The 14210-nt window shown below is 65.5% G+C and carries 11 protein-coding genes; 4 read left to right on the top strand and 7 right to left on the bottom strand.

The window, feature by feature from the left end; all coding sequences use genetic code 11:
- Window positions 1-71 precede the first annotated feature (71 nt).
- The 5 genes from ABZ720_RS14040 to ABZ720_RS14020 all read right to left on the bottom strand — a co-directional run bounded on the left by ABZ720_RS14040 (window position 72) and on the right by ABZ720_RS14020 (window position 7323).
- Window positions 72-1304 carry a threonine ammonia-lyase gene (locus tag ABZ720_RS14040; RefSeq protein ID WP_366556157.1) on the bottom strand — a complete coding sequence of 411 codons (1233 nt, stop codon included), beginning with the start codon at window positions 1302-1304 and terminating at the stop codon, window positions 72-74.
- Window positions 1305-1311: 7 nt separating this feature from the next.
- Window positions 1312-3684 (bottom strand): penicillin acylase family protein, encoded by a 2373-nt coding sequence (locus ABZ720_RS14035; RefSeq protein ID WP_366556156.1) that lies wholly within the window; start codon window positions 3682-3684, stop codon window positions 1312-1314.
- 152 nt (window positions 3685-3836) lie between these two features.
- Window positions 3837-4280, bottom strand: coding sequence for an acyl-CoA thioesterase (locus ABZ720_RS14030; protein ID WP_366556155.1), 444 nt, complete (start codon window positions 4278-4280; stop codon window positions 3837-3839).
- Between the two features lie 17 nt (window positions 4281-4297).
- A complete protein-coding gene (locus tag ABZ720_RS14025; protein ID WP_366556154.1) occupies window positions 4298-5776 on the bottom strand; it encodes an aldehyde dehydrogenase family protein in 1479 nt (492 codons plus the stop codon).
- 29 nt (window positions 5777-5805) lie between these two features.
- A complete protein-coding gene (locus ABZ720_RS14020; protein WP_366556153.1) occupies window positions 5806-7323 on the bottom strand; it encodes a malonate--CoA ligase in 1518 nt (505 codons plus the stop codon).
- A gap of 175 nt (window positions 7324-7498) precedes the next feature.
- On the opposite strand from ABZ720_RS14020, the gene ABZ720_RS14015 reads away from it, so the two are divergent.
- On the top strand, window positions 7499-8959 hold the full coding sequence (locus ABZ720_RS14015) for a malonyl-CoA decarboxylase (RefSeq protein ID WP_366556152.1): 1461 nt from the start codon (window positions 7499-7501) through the stop codon (window positions 8957-8959).
- 8 nt (window positions 8960-8967) lie between these two features.
- Here ABZ720_RS14015 and ABZ720_RS14010 read toward each other — a convergent pair whose 3' ends face one another.
- The gene (locus ABZ720_RS14010) at window positions 8968-9411 is read right to left on the bottom strand and encodes a YybH family protein (RefSeq protein ID WP_366556151.1); all 444 of its coding nucleotides are present in this window, start codon (window positions 9409-9411) and stop codon (window positions 8968-8970) included.
- Between the two features lie 135 nt (window positions 9412-9546).
- On the opposite strand from ABZ720_RS14010, the gene ABZ720_RS14005 reads away from it, so the two are divergent.
- Window positions 9547-10404, top strand: a complete 858-nt coding sequence (locus tag ABZ720_RS14005; protein ID WP_366556150.1) for an alpha/beta fold hydrolase — start codon at window positions 9547-9549, stop codon at window positions 10402-10404.
- On the opposite strand, the gene ABZ720_RS14000 is transcribed toward ABZ720_RS14005, so the two are convergent.
- Window positions 10401-11300, bottom strand: a complete 900-nt coding sequence (locus tag ABZ720_RS14000; RefSeq protein WP_366556149.1) for a LysR family transcriptional regulator — start codon at window positions 11298-11300, stop codon at window positions 10401-10403. The two genes, ABZ720_RS14005 and ABZ720_RS14000, sit on opposite strands and share 4 nt — an antisense overlap.
- A gap of 311 nt (window positions 11301-11611) precedes the next feature.
- On the opposite strand from ABZ720_RS14000, the gene ABZ720_RS13995 reads away from it, so the two are divergent.
- Together ABZ720_RS13995 and ABZ720_RS13990 are read left to right on the top strand one after the other, a co-directional pair.
- Window positions 11612-12874 (top strand): ABC transporter substrate-binding protein, encoded by a 1263-nt coding sequence (locus tag ABZ720_RS13995; protein WP_366556148.1) that lies wholly within the window; start codon window positions 11612-11614, stop codon window positions 12872-12874.
- A 63-nt stretch (window positions 12875-12937) separates the two neighbouring features.
- Window positions 12938-14140 carry an iron-containing alcohol dehydrogenase gene (locus tag ABZ720_RS13990; protein WP_366556147.1) on the top strand — a complete coding sequence of 401 codons (1203 nt, stop codon included), beginning with the start codon at window positions 12938-12940 and terminating at the stop codon, window positions 14138-14140.
- Window positions 14141-14210 lie beyond the last annotated feature (70 nt).

Here is a 14210-nt window from a genome sequence, read left to right as displayed (position 1 = left end):
AGAATCGGCCCCTTATGAGAGGAATTCAGCCTAAAGACCTGTGCCCAAATGCCGGCCGGGGCAAGCCCCGATCACAGATTGGCATCGATGGAGCGACTGGAAAGCACCCGGCTGGGGAAGCCGCCCTGCTTCAGGCCCTCGATGATCTCGGCGACATGCTCGCTGTCGCGTGTTTCCACCACAACATCGATGTCGGCGCGCTTGGCCGGCACGTCGGCGAAGAGGCGCTGGTGATAGACCTCGATGATGTTGCCGCCGCTGTTGCCGATCACCTGGGCCAGGCGGGCGAGTTGGCGCGGCTGGTCGATGATCTCGACCCGCAGCCGCACCACCCGACCGTCGCGCACCAGCCCGCGGGCCAGCACGCCGGACAAGAGGCGCACGTCGATGTTGCCGCCGCCGATCAGCGCCGCCACCTTGCGCCCGGCGAAGCGTTCGGGCTGGCCCAGCATCGCGGCGATGGCCGCTGCGCCGGCCCCTTCGGTAACCACCTTCTGGCGCTCGACCAGATAGTGCACGCCGGTCTCCAGCGCGGTCTCGTCGGCGAGCAGGATGTCGGCTACCAAATCGCGCACGATCTCACGCGTGATCTCTCCCGGTGACTTGACGGCGATGCCGTCGGCGAGCGTTGTGCCTCCGGCTGTTGGCGTCTGCCCGTGCAGGACCTGGTGCATGGAGGGATAGAGCGCTGCCTCGACGCCCAGGATCTCGATCTCCGGGCGCTCCGCCTTCAGCGCGGTCGCGATGCCGGCGATCAGACCGCCGCCGCCGATGGGCACGATGACGCAATCCAGGTCCGGCAGGTCCTGCAGCAGTTCCAGGCCGATGGTGCCTTGTCCGGCGATGATGAAGGGATCGTCGTAGGGATGCACGAAGGTCAGGCCGTCGCGTTCGGCGATCTCGCGCGCGGCCACCGCCGAGGCGTCCAGGGTTTCGCCCGTCAGCACCACCCGGGCGCCGAAGGAGCGGGTGCGCTCCACTTTGGCGAAGGGCGCGAACTCGGGCATCACGATGGTCGCGGGAATCCCCAGGCGCCGGGCGTGATAGGCAACGCCTTGCGCATGGTTGCCGGCGCTCATGGCGATGACGCCGCGCCGAGCCTGCTCCTCATCCAGGTTCATCAGCTTCCAGCAGGCGCCGCGGTCCTTGAAGGAGCCGGTGAATTGCAGGGACTCAAGTTTCAGGAAGAGTTCGCAGCCCAGGGTTTCCGCCAGGCGCGCCGCCGGGACCGTGGGCGTGCGCACCACATGCGCGCGGATGCCCTCGGCGGCCTGCTGGATGGACTCGAGTGTGATACTGCTCATGACGGATTTACTCTTCACTGCTGCTGTCGGCGGCGGGAGTGAGCACCAGGCGGCGGCGCTCCGCTTGTGCCGGGGCGACCAGTTGCACCGTTTCCCCGTCGCGCCAGGAGCGTGCCAGATCGTCGAAGTGCGGCGAGAAGGGATTGCCACTCTGCCCCGGCAGCATGGAAAAGCGCGAGGCCTCGAGGTCGGCAAGATCGAACACCGCCCGCAAGCCGGGGCCGTGGACCTGCCGGAAGCGGCTGGCGGGATCGCGGCTCGGGGAGGCGCGGTTGATGGTGTAGTCGCCGCCGCCGGTGGCAAGTTCCAATGCCAGCAGATCGCCAAGCAAGGGGATACGGCCCAGGAGAAAGTGGGCGATGCGGACCTGATGGCGATCGCCCCAGCGCAGGGCGCGCAGTTCCTCGCCGTTGGTGACCTCCAGCCCCTCTAGCGCCTGCTGCAGCGTCTGCTCCAGCAGGGCCGAGCAGTCGGTGGCACGTGCCTGGCACCAGGTCCCGTCGTCGCGTTCCAGGATGCCTTTCATGGCGCGCGGTTCCAGCCGCCGCAACTCGTCGTAGAGCGGGCCGAGCTTAGGTGCGAAAAGCCCCTCGTGCAGCACGTCGAGCCAGGCCCAGAGGATCAGGGGTTCCGGACGGTCCCGATCCATGGTGCCGTCCCACGCGCCCAGCAGCGCCTGGGCGTCTGCGGACAGTGGATCTTCCGCCTCGCCTGCCAACAGGATCGGTAGCAGGTCGCGCGCCATGAGGGAGATCTCGTCCATCTGCAAGGCGGCCATTGCCTCGGCATCCGGGTTCCCTGCTTCCTCTAGAACGGACTCTATTCGCTGCACGCGATAGGGCTCGGGCCAGCGGGTGCCGAGCAGGTAGGGATAGTCCGGCTCCACCGGCCGGTTGTTGGCATTGACCAGTCTCCCGCCCGGCGGATCGACGGTCTGTGGCAGGTCGGCGCGCGGGATGAAGCCGGTCCAGATCGCCTCGCGCTCGCTGCCCTCGACCGGAAGGGAGCCATCGTAGCCGTCACGGATCGGAACCAGCGCCGGCGCAGCGAAGGCGATGTGGCCTTCGGTGGTGGCGAAGAAGATGTTCTGCTGCGGCGCGACGAAGCGGGCCGAGGCGGCCTCGAAGTCGGCCGGGGTGCGGGCCTGGTTCAAGCGCACGAGGCCATCAGCGGAGGTGTCCTCCTCCTGCAGTGCGGGCCAGGCGAGGGTCAGGGCGACATCGCGGCCCAGCGCGTCGGCTTCGGCTTGCGAGACCACCGGCCCGAAGCGGCCCTTGCGGAAGGTGACGACCTCGGGGTCGCTGCCGCGAACGGCAATCTCTTCCTCCCAGGTCTCGAAGGCCCGGGGTCCGTCCGGGGTCTGGTAGTGATCCGGGTCGCCCTCGACCAGCCGCTCGATCACCAGGTCCTGGGTGTCGCTGTGGGTGGTGGTGAAGCCCCAGGCGACGTGGCCGTTATGCCCGATGACCACCCCCGGCACGCCGGGAGCGGTGGCCCCGGCCCAGACACCCTCTGGCGTCTCCAGCCGCGCCAGATACCAGGTGCCGGGCGCGCCCAGGCCGAGATGCGGGTCGTTGGCCAGCAGCGGCGCGCCCGTTTGCGTGTGCTCGCCCGAGAGCGCCCAGGCGTTGCTGGCGCCGCGGCGCTCCTGCCAGGCCTGTGGCAGGGCTTCGAGCAGGCTGGGCGCGGCGGCGGCCAGGCGCATGGCTTCGGTGAAGGTCGCCGGCGCGTCGGCCGGCTGTTCGGGAAAGAGCTCGGCCATCTCCTGCGCGCTCAGTCGGGTGGCAAGACGGGCGTTCTGCAGTTCTTCCCGCCAGTTTCCGGAGAGTTGCAAGGCCATGAGTTTGCCCCAGAGCACCGAATGCCAAGGCTCCCAGGGCTCGGGCTTGCCGGCGAGGAGGAACTCGGGCGGTAGGGGGCCGGAGTGGCTGGCCAGGAAGCCGTTGACCCCTGCCGCATAGCTTTCGAGCACTGCAAGCGTCTCGGGTTCCAGATGCTCTATGGCGGCCTGGGAAAGCCGCGCAAACTCAAGCTGTCGGAAGAGTTGGTCGCCGCGCAGGCCCATGCGGCCCACCACTTCGGCGGTGCGGCCAGTGCCCAGGCGGCGCATCAACTCCATCTGGGCCAGGCGGTCCTGGGCATGGGCATAGCCCAGGCCGTAGATCGCATCGGCGTGGCTTTGCGCCCGGATGGTCACCAGCCCCTGGGGGTCGCGCAGGATTTCCACCTCGCCCACGGGGCTTGCGACCTGCACTTCGCCCTCGGTCTGTGGCAGGGATCCGCGCAGCCAGAACAGCGTGCCCGCCAGTGCGAGCAGGAGGATCAGCAGGAGCCCGCCCAGACCCAGGGCACTCCACTTCAGCAGGCGCAGAAAAATCATCAGGGCTTCCGGCGAGAGGAACCAGCCGGCCCATCGATGCCGGCAGCGCGTATCGAACCATGATACAGCAGCCGGGATCAGGTTTCATGCAGAAGCGGCGCCGTGCGGCGCACGCCATTTCACGCCTGCCCCCGGTCGCAGGGGCGTGGTCCCTACTCGCTGCCGACCAGCAGGGACTGGAGGATCTCCCGCACCGCGTCCGGCAGGGGCGTGGAACGCCCGGCCTCGGGGTCGATGTGCACCGTCACCACTTCAGCCGTGGCGGCGCAGCGTTCGCCCTGAAAGATGGCCTGGGTCAGTTCGTAGGAGCTGCGACCCACCCGGGTGACGGCGGTGCCCACCTCCACCTTGCCCGGGTAGTGCAGCGCTGCGTGATAGCTCGCCGAGAACTTGACCAGGGCGAAGCCGGTGAGCACGCCGCTGGGCAGGGCGGTCATGTGGCGCTGGCGCAGGTCGACCCGGCCATCCTCGAAGAACTGGTTGATGGCGCCGTTGTTGACGTGGTTGTTCGGGTCGATGTCCCCATAGCGGATCGTGACCTCGGTCCAATCCCGATAGAGGGCGCGATCGGTCGGGTCGAATGCCTTGCCGCTCATTTGGTGCTGTCGGCCCCTCAGGTCATGTTGATGATGGCGGTCTTCTTGTGGGTGAAGTGCTCGAGCATGGCTTCGAGCGATGCCTCCTTGCCCAGTCCCGACTGCTTGATGCCGCCGTAGGAGAGGTTGGGCTGCACCACCAGGTTCTGGTTCACCTGGACGAAGCCGGCTTCCAGGCGGCGCACCCCTTCCATGGCGGTCTTGAGGTCGCGGGTCCAGATCGTCGCTGCCAGGCCATACTCGCTGTCATTCGCCTTCTCGATCACCTCGTCCAGGGTCGAGAAGCGCTGGATGGCCGTCACAGGCCCGAAGATCTCTTCGCTTATGACGCGGCTGTCCTCGGGCAGGTCGGTGAAGATCACCGGGCGCACGAAGTAGCCCTTGGCCAGTTTGCCGTCGCCCGGCAGGGAGGAGCCTTCGTGGGCCGTGCCGCCGTCAGCCTTGCCCTGGGTGATGTAGCCCAGCACGCGCTCGTACTGCTGCTCGCTGACGATGGTACCGATGTCGGTCTTCTCGTCCAGCGGATCGCCCATCACCATGGCGTCCACCTTGGCCTTGAGGGCCTCGATGAAGGCGTCGTGCAGGCTTTCGTGGACATAAATCCGGCTGGCCGCCGTGCAGGACTGACCCTGCCGAGTGAAGCGCACGCCGGAGACGGCCCCGGCGACGGCGCGCTCCAGGTCGGCATCGCCCATCACGATCATCGGCGACTTGCCGCCCAGCTCCAGCGTGACCGGCATCAGCTTTTCGGCCGCGCCGCGATAGATGATCTTGCCGGTCTCGACCGAGCCGGTGAAGGTCACCTTGCCGACGTCGGGATGCTCGACCAGCGGCGCGCCGCACTCCGGGCCGAAGCCCGAGAGGATGTTGAACACGCCAGGCGGCAGCACCTCGTTCATGATCTCGCAGACGCGCAGGACCGCGAAGGGCGCCTCCTCGGCCGACTTCACCACCACCGTGTTGCCGGCCACCATGGCCGGCGCGATCTTGAAGGCCATGAGCATCATCGGGACGTTCCAGGGGATGATCGCCCCGACCACACCGATGGGCTCGCGCAGGGTCACGGTCAGCATGTCCGGATTGAAAGGCACGCTCTCGCCCTTCAACTCGGACGCCAGGCCGCCATAGAAGGTGAAGGCGTCGGCCACCACGCTCGCCTCGACCCGGCTTTCGGTGCGCAGCGCCTTGCCGGTTTCCAGGGCCACGAGGCGCGCCAGTTCTTCCTTGTGCGCCTCGATGCGCCGGCCGCATTCCGCCACCAGCTTGCCGCGCTCGCGCGCGGGCAGGGCGGCCCAGGGCTTCTGGGCCTGCTTCGCCGCCGCCACCGCGGCATCGACGTCGGCCTTCTCGCCGAAGGCAGCCTTTCCGATGACCTCCAGCGTGGCCGGATAGATCACGTCGAAGGTCTTGCCGGAATTCGACGGAACAAACTGGCCGTCGATCAGATGCTTGCCGGACAGATCTTGTGCCAGCTTGAAAGGATCCTGGTCAGCCATGGCTCGTGTCTCCCTGTCACACCGCCGGATCAGGCGGTGAAGCTGTCCTTGTAGGTTTCGCGCAACTGGGCCTTCTGCACTTTGCCCATGGTGTTGCGCGGCAGTTCGTCGACGAAAAAGACCTTCTTGGGCACCTTGAAGCCGGCCAGGGCTTCCTTGGTGGCCTCCATGATGGCGTCCTCATCGGTGGACTCGGGTGCGCTGCGCTTGACCACGGCGGTCACTGCTTCGCCGAAGTCCGGATGCGACAGGCCGATGACCGCGCTTTCCACCACGCCGGGCAGGGCGTCGATCACCAGTTCGATCTCCTTGGGATAGACATTGTAGCCGCCGGAGATGATCAGGTCCTTGGCGCGCCCCACGATATGGACGTAGCCCTCGGCGTCGATCTTGGAGATATCGCCGGTGATGAAGAAGCCGTCCGATCGAAACTCTTCGGCTGTCTTCTCCGGCATGCGCCAGTAGCCCTTGAAAATGTTGGGACCTTTAGCCTCCAGTACGCCGATTTCATCGCGGCCGAGAATCTTGCCGCTGTCGTCGGTAACCCGCACTTCCACCTCGGGCAGAGGGAAGCCCACCGTGCCGGCCCGGCGCTCGCCCTCATAGGGGTTTGAGGTGATCATGCCGGCCTCGGTCATGCCATAGCGTTCCAGGATGCGCTGGCCGGTGCGCTCCTCGAAGCTGGCGAAAGTCTCCTCTAGCAGGGGGGCCGAGCCCGAGATGAACAGCCGCATGTGCGCGGCAAGCTCACGGGTGAAGCCCGGATGCTGCAGCAGGCGGACGTAGAAGGTCGGCACGCCCATCATCAGCGTCGCTTTGGGCAGCAGGCGCACCACCTCGTCCGCGTCGAAGCGCGGCAGGAAGATCATGGAGCTGCCGTTGGCCAGGGTGGTGTTGGTGGCGACGAAAAGTCCATGCACATGGAAGATCGGCAGGGCGTGCAGCAGCACGTCTCCCTCGCGGAAGCCCCAGATTTCGTGCAGAGCGAAGGCGTTGGAGGAGAGGTTGCGGTGCGTCAGCATCGCGCCCTTGGACCGCCCGGTGGTGCCGGAGGTGTAGAGAATGGCGGCGAGGTCGTCGTCGCTGCGCGGCTCGATTTCGGGGTCGGGCGCAAGCGCCATGGCGGCCTCGGTCAAGCTGCCGCCACCGTCGGAATCGAGGGTGCGAACGTGGGCTACGCCGGCGGCCTGCGCGACCTCTCGAATCTCGGAGAGGCTCTCGGGGCGGCAGACCACCAGAGTCGGCTCGGCATCGTTCAGAAAGTAGGAGACCTCTGCCTTCTTGTAGGCGGTATTGAGCGGCAGGTAGACCGCGCCCGCCTGGATGCAGCCGAGGTAGAAATAGAGCGCGTTCGGCGACTTCTCGGTCTGGACGGCGACCCGGTCGCCCGGCTTGACGCCCAGTTGGCGCAGCAGTGCGGCATAACGCCCCGCCATGGCTTCCAGATTGGCGTAGGCGTGCTGCTGCCCGTCGCCCAACTCCAGGACCGGGGCGCTGCGATCGGCGGGAAAAAGATCCGAAAGAAGGGCATAGAGGTTGCGGTTCATGCTCAAGGGTCCCCAGAACGCGTCTGTTTGCTTTTTTGATCGGCTGCCGGATCGGCGAGGCTTCATATCAGCCAGTAAGGAATATGTCACTTTACCTGCATTGCACGCTCCGGCGCGGGCAGGCTATCACCGAACAGGCGGCGGAAGCGCGCCGCAATCCGGATGTGGGATTGGTATGACCGAACAGGAGTCTCCTTCACTTTTCGATCGCGCACTGTCGAATCTTTCGGCGAGTTGGCGCGATATTTCCGTTTCGGCGGCACGCACGGTCGGTCTTTCGGTTTCCGACGAGGCCGTTGCCGATGCCGCGCGCTTGCAGACGCAGATGAAAGAATGCCTGGAGGCCCGCGGCGGCGAGGTTTCAGCGCGCGTGCGCGCGGCCTCACTTGGCCGGGCCTATCTGCAGCTCGATGCGCAGGGCCGCGCACTGTTCCTGGAGGTTCTGGCCCGTGATTTCGCCGTCGAGGAGGCGGCGGTTACTGAGGCCATTGCTGACTACCAGGCGCAGGAAGACGAGCAGGGTCGCATCGCGGCTGGTTTACGGCTGCGCGAGGTGTTGGAGCCGCCGCGCGTGCGCTTGCTTCACCAGTTCAACAGCTTACCCGAGGGTGTGAAGTTTCTGGTGGATATGCGCGCAGACCTGCTGCCGCTGTTGGACCGCAGTCCGCACCTGCGAGCGCTCGATCAGGATCTACAGGATTTGCTGACCTCCTGGTTCGATAGCGGCTTTATCGATCTCAGGCGCATAACCTGGGAGTCCAGCGCCGCGCTGCTGGAGAAGCTCATCGCCTATGAGGCGGTTCACGAGATCCAGTCATGGGACGACCTGCGCAATCGACTGGACTCAGATCGGCGCTGCTATGCCCTGTTCCACCCGCGCATGCCCAACGAGCCACTGGCCTTTGTCGAAGTAGCGCTGGTGGAGGGGATTGCCGGGAACGTCCAGGATCTGTTGGATGAGAACGCGCCCGCGGCCGATCCGGCCAAGGCGGACAGCGCGATCTTCTATTCCATCTCGAACACGCAGCGGGGCCTGCGCGGCATCACCTTCGGCGACTTCCTCATCAAGATGGTGGTGCGCGAGCTCAGCCAGGATCTGCCGAGGATCAAGACTTTCGCCACGCTCTCTCCGGTGCCCGGCCTGCGTGTCTGGCTGGAAGGGGTGGACGGTGAAAGCCTGGACCGCTTCCTGGGCAGCGACGAACGCTCCACCATCCGCAAGCTGGGACAGTCTGACGATACGGCGGAGGCCCTGAAAAACCTGCTGGCCCGCGAGAACTGGCACCGCCATGCCAAGGCGGCCGAAAGCCTCAAGGACCCGCTGCTGCGCCTGGCCGCCCGCTACTTCATGGAAAAGCGCGGCAACGGCCAGCCGATCGATCCGGTGGCGCGCTTCCATCTGCGCAACGGCGCGCGCCTGGAGCGGATCAACTGGCTGGGCGATACCTCCGCCAAGGGACTGCGACAATCGGCGGGCATCATGGTCAACTACCGCTATCTGCTCGACGACATTGAGAAGAACCACGAGGCCTACGTGGCCAAGGGAACGGTCGCGGTGAGTTCGGATGTGCGCAGCCTCATGCGCCGGGTGCGCGACAGCAGTAGCGGCACACTCCGGCGCTTGGGGCTGGGATAGACAAGGCCTCAGGGCGTGGCTTCGACCTGTGCCTTCAGGCTGACCGGGTCGAAGGGCAGCGAGAAGTGATCGTGGATGATGCGCCAGCCCGCGGGCGTCTTGCGGGCGGCCAGCGACATGCGCACCCAGCCGGATTGCGGATTTCCTTCGGCATCGGCGCCGACACAGTTTGCGAGGCAGTGGGCCATCAGGAGGTCACCGCTGGCCTGCACGCTGAGATGATGAGGCTCGAAGGACATGTTGCTGCACATCTCCATGCAGGTCTTCCAATGCGCCAGGTAGGCCTCCCGGCCGGAAATCTGTAATGGACCGATCGCGTCGAACGCCACGACGGCCTCGTCGTAGTGGGCGGCAATGGCGTCCAGGTCTGAGCTGTTGATGGCCTGGAGGCAGTCTGCAACGAAACGTTCGGCGTCGGCTTGCAGGTCGAGATTGGTGACGGTTGTATCCATGATGTTTGGCCCTGTTGGTGGAAGAGTAATCAAGTTGATATCAACGTATAGAATCCTGGTCAAGAGGGCTCGCGTCGGCAATGGCCATCTGCTAACCGATGGAGCCAGGCGCACAGAAAGAGGAAGCGTGCAGCCATGCAGCAGTCGGCAAAACTCCGCCATTTTCGAGGCTTGTCTCTCAGTGGCTTTCACCGCGTCGCCTATCGGGAATGGGGGGCGGCGGATGCCAAGCGGACGCTGGTTTGCGTCCATGGGCTGACCCGTAACGGCCGCGACTTCGATGAACTGGCCGCCGCTGCGGCCGCACGGGGGTGGCGCGTTATCTGTCCCGATGTGGTGGGCCGCGGCGACAGCGAACCACTGGCCGACCCAAGCGGCTATGCCTTCCCGCAGTACCTCCAGGACATTAATGCCCTGCTCGCGCGCCTCGATGTGGAGGAGGTGGACTGGGTCGGGACCTCGATGGGGGGGCTCATCGGGCTCTTTCTTGCCGCGCTCCCCGGCACGCCGCTCCGGCGCCTGATGATGAACGACATCGGTCCCTTCCTGCCGGCTGCAGCGCTGTCACGGCTTTCGCAGCAGGTCGGGGAGCAGCAGTCCTGGCCTGACTACAAGTCGGCCTATGCCGATCTTCGGGCCGCCTACGCCGGTTTCGGTCCGCTCACCGAGGCGCAGTGGCAGCGGCTGGTGGAAAGATCCCTCACAGCCGAGGGGGAGGGGTGGCGCCGCAACTACGATCCGGCCATCGGCAAGGCCTTTGCCGAGAGCCTGGAGGGTGATGTGGATCTCTGGGCCTTCTGGGATCAACTGCGCCTGCCTGTCCTGGTCTATCGCGGCGGCCAGTCGGAACTGCTCACAGCGGATACCGCGCGGGAGATGAGCGAACGTGGGCCGCGGGCGCAGGTGGTGGAGATCGCCGAGAGTGGTCATGCCCCTGCGCTGATGAGCGACGAGCAGATCAACCCTATCCTGGACTGGCTGGGCGAAGGCTAAACGGCTTCCTGGGATTGGTTTGCGTGCGGATGCTGCTTGCTGAATACCCGCAGGAAGGCCTTGATCTTGGGCGAGTTCTTGCGGTCGCGCAGGTAGGCGATGCGGAACACCATGCACAGCGCCTCCTCCTCGATCCGCACTGCCCGGACATCCGGGTGGGCGGCGGTCTCGAAGTCGGGCAAGACGCCGATGCCCAGTCCGTTCTCCACTGCCTTGCGCACCCCATCAGGTGAGGTGATCTCCAGCACGGACCGTGTGGCGACGCCGGCCTCCTCGAGGGCTTTCTCCAGGATGCGCCGCGAAGTCGAGCCCCTTTCGCGGAGCACCAGCGGCTGGTCCGCCAGGTCGGCCAGTCTGACGGACTCGCGTTCGAACCACTCGTGACTGCGATGGACGCTGACCAGAAGGGGGTGGGAGCAGTACTTGGAGCTGACGACGGCCGGGTCGCTGACCTCCTGGGCCAGGATGGCGACGTCCGCCGTCATGTCCAGCAGGCGGCTCAGCGTTTCCTGTCCCGTGCCCAGATGGATGGTCATGGAGACTTCCGGGTAGCTTCGCTTGAAGGTGCCCAGCATGCGCGTTGCGTGGAAGGCCCCGATAGAGGCTAGGCTCAACTCTCCATACCGGAAGCGGCCCTGGTTGGTGAGCAGTTCTTCGGCTTCGGTGTAGAGGCTCATCATGCGCTGCGTGATCTCGAACAGCGACTGACCGGCCTCCGTCAGTTCGATCTTGCGGCCGCACCTTTGCAGGAGCTCGACCTGAAAGCGCTCCTCCAGTTCGCGGATCTGGGTGGTGACCGTGGGTTGGCCGATGCCAAGCGCCCGTCCGGCGGCGGTAAAGCCGCGATGGACCGCGACTGCCTGAAAGGTGCGCAGGTGAACGAAATACGTCGACATTATGAATTGATAGGGCTCTACAATCGAAACTGTCAATGATCGTTCGCTGTTCGCGGCACGGCCCGGCAGCGGCCGGTTTCGCCCATCTCAGCGGAAAATCAGACGCAAGGGTATAAGGCGGCACGAGGGGGCATCAGTCTCAAAGGAGCTTTCTCCTAACCTGACTGCCAGCCTGATCGGCGGCGCTTTAAGCACGCCGGGGCTCAGGTGGCAATGCCGGTCCGCAACGGGTACGCACCGGCGGCAGGGCCACTGGAATGCAATTTGCCATGCCGCAGTGAAGCGGCCAGGTTCAGGGAGGATAAGGCAGTATGAAAAAGCAACTCATCGGTACGGTCGCGACCATCGCCATGTTGGCGCCGGGTCTTGCGATGGCCGAGGATGGCGTCATCAAGATCGGCCTGCTGGCACCGCAGGAAGGCGTGTTCACGGAAGGCGGGAACGACGGTATCCGCGGCTTCCAGATGGCCTTGAACAACTACGACAGCGAGATCGACGGCAAGACGATCGAATGGGTGCTGGGCCCGACCGACGAAACGCCGGACAACGCCGTGCGCCAGGCCCGTCGTCTCATCGAGCAGGAAGAGGTCGACTTCATTATCGGCCCGCTGTCGGGCTCCCAGGGCATCGCACTGCGCGACTATGCCAAGACCATTCCGAACAAGACCATCATCGACGCGGCCTCCGGCGCCATGGAGACCACCTATGTCGATCCGGCCGAGAACTACTTCCGCTACAACGCCAACGGCATGCAGTGGGGTTACGGTCTCGGCAGCTACGTCATCGAGGAGAAAGGCTGGACCCGCGTGGCGACCATCGCCGCCGACTACTCCTTCGGCTACACCAACTTCATGGGTTTTGCCGTCGACTTCTGTGAGGCGGGCGGTGAGATTGTCGACCGCTTCTGGCTGCCGCTGGGCAGCGGCGACTTCGCCTCGATCATTGCGGCTCTGCCGTACGACGTCGATGCCATCTACCTGGGCGTGGGTGGTTCGGATGCCGTCAACTTCCTCAACCAGTATGAGCAGGCCGGCGGTGACACCAACCTGATCGGCGGCACCATCATGGCCGACCAGACGGTGCTCTCGGCTCGCGGCCGTGCCAAGGAGGCCCTGGTTGGCACTCCGACCTCCGGCCCAATCGCCGATGACTGGGATAACGAGGGCTGGCAGGCCTATGTGGAGAACTATCAGAACACCTTCCCGGAAGGGGAGCGTTTCGCCTCTCCCTCGCTGTTCGCCACCAACTACTACAATGCCACCATGGCGGCGTTGATCGCGCTTGACGAGATCGACGGCGAACTGGACGACGATCAGGCGAATTTCCACGCCGCTCTGTCGGCCATCGACATGGAAGCGCCCAACGGGCGGATCACCGTCGACGACAAGCGTCAGGCGATTGCGTCGGTCTTCATCACCGAAGTGGTCGAGGGTGAGGACGGCGAGCTCCACAACACCTTCAAGTCGCGGGTGGAGGATGTCGATCAGATGCTCGGCATGTCCGAGGAGGAGTTCTCGGCCCTGGGTCTGCCGTCGCGCGACACGCCGGACTGCGAGGCTCTCCGCAACCAGTAACCCGGTATCGAACCGGCGGCACTGCGCCGCCGGTTCGCTCTTTTCTTAGAGCCTGACCAGGGTGTGAGCCGCCTGCCGGATCCGGCAGGCGGCAGCCTTGCGGAGCCGGCGGACGGGGGCGCTGCGCAAGCCATGTCGCTCATCACCTATGTCACCCGGATCCATTTCGCCGATCACGTGCTGGAGCACGCACTGGAGAGCGAGCTGGAAGCGCTCGGCGCCAGGCGACCCCTGGTGCTCTGCGACAGGGACGGGGCCCGCGACTTGGCCTTGGGCCGTCTCACGCTTGCCATCCCCCGTAGCGTTCGTGCGCACTACCTCACCCTGACGGAAACCCGTGTCACCCGGGAGGCCTGCGACAAGGCCGCAGAGTTATACCGGGAACAGGCCTGCGACAGCCTGATCGCGTTCGGCGGCGCCATTGCCTGCGATCTGGCCAAGGTGGCCGCCATTCGCATCACTCATGAAGGAACGCTCTGCAGCTACCTGGGAAGCGAGGGAGGCATGGCGCGTATCCGCAACGTGCTGCCGCCGCTGCTCGCGATTCCCACCGTCGCCGGGGCCGGCGCCGATGTTTCCGGTGTGGCATTGATCGCGATGGAAGAGGGGCCGAATCATGCGGTGGTCAGCCCCCACCTGATTCCCCGGGTGGTCATCTGCGACCCCACCCTGACTCTGGATCTCTCGCCCGAACGTACGGCCAGCACGGGCATGGATGCCCTGACCCATTGCATGGAGACCTTCATCTCCTCGGCTTTCAATCCACCGGCTGACGGCATGGCTCTGGACGGGATGCGCCGCGCCTTTGGCAATCTTGAGCGGGCCGTCGCGCAGGGGGACGACCTTGAAGCCCGCCGGGAGGTGATGGCCGCCGGGCTCAACGGCGCCTTGGCACAACAGAAGGGGCTTGGCGGGGTGCATGCCATGAGCAATGCGCTTTGCGGGCTGGGGCTGGGCCAGAGCGACCACGGAGCCATCACCGGCGTGCTGCTGCCGCTGGTGCTAGAGTTCAATGCACCTGCTGCCGGGGGGCGCTATGAGGAGATACGGCGCGAACTGGCTCTTTCCCAGGCGACCGGACTGGGTCAGGCCATCGTCGGCCTGCGCGAGCGGGTCGGACTGCCTGGCTGCCTGTCGGAGCTGGGGGCCGATGCGGCGACCCTTGAGCAGGCGGCCTGCTTTGCCGCGCGTGATCACGCCAATCGCACAAACCCGCGCAAGGCGGATGCGTCCGATTACCTCGCGCTGCTGCAGGAGGCGCTGTGACCACGCCGAGGGAACCATCGTCATGAGTCTCTGGACTCAATCAAGGGCTGAGATAGACTGCCAAGCAATA

The sequence above is a fragment of the Aquibaculum sediminis genome, assembly GCF_040712085.1.
Classification (GTDB): domain Bacteria; phylum Pseudomonadota; class Alphaproteobacteria; order Kiloniellales; family DSM-21159; genus Aquibaculum; species Aquibaculum sediminis.
Note: the sequence above shows the minus strand (reverse complement) of the source record. Positions and strands in the feature narration are given on the sequence as shown.

Coding starts and splice junctions, on each gene's coding strand:
- ABZ720_RS14020 (WP_366556153.1), bottom strand. CDS start 7,323: ATGAACCGCAACCTCTATGCCCTTCTTTCGGATCTTTTTCCCGCCGAT.
- ABZ720_RS14040 (WP_366556157.1), bottom strand. CDS start 1,304: ATGAGCAGTATCACACTCGAGTCCATCCAGCAGGCCGCCGAGGGCATC.
- ABZ720_RS14005 (WP_366556150.1), top strand. CDS start 9,547: ATGCAGCAGTCGGCAAAACTCCGCCATTTTCGAGGCTTGTCTCTCAGT.
- ABZ720_RS14025 (WP_366556154.1), bottom strand. CDS start 5,776: ATGGCTGACCAGGATCCTTTCAAGCTGGCACAAGATCTGTCCGGCAAG.
- ABZ720_RS14000 (WP_366556149.1), bottom strand. CDS start 11,300: ATGTCGACGTATTTCGTTCACCTGCGCACCTTTCAGGCAGTCGCGGTC.
- ABZ720_RS14030 (WP_366556155.1), bottom strand. CDS start 4,280: ATGAGCGGCAAGGCATTCGACCCGACCGATCGCGCCCTCTATCGGGAT.
- ABZ720_RS14035 (WP_366556156.1), bottom strand. CDS start 3,684: ATGATTTTTCTGCGCCTGCTGAAGTGGAGTGCCCTGGGTCTGGGCGGG.
- ABZ720_RS14010 (WP_366556151.1), bottom strand. CDS start 9,411: ATGGATACAACCGTCACCAATCTCGACCTGCAAGCCGACGCCGAACGT.
- ABZ720_RS13995 (WP_366556148.1), top strand. CDS start 11,612: ATGAAAAAGCAACTCATCGGTACGGTCGCGACCATCGCCATGTTGGCG.
- ABZ720_RS14015 (WP_366556152.1), top strand. CDS start 7,499: ATGACCGAACAGGAGTCTCCTTCACTTTTCGATCGCGCACTGTCGAAT.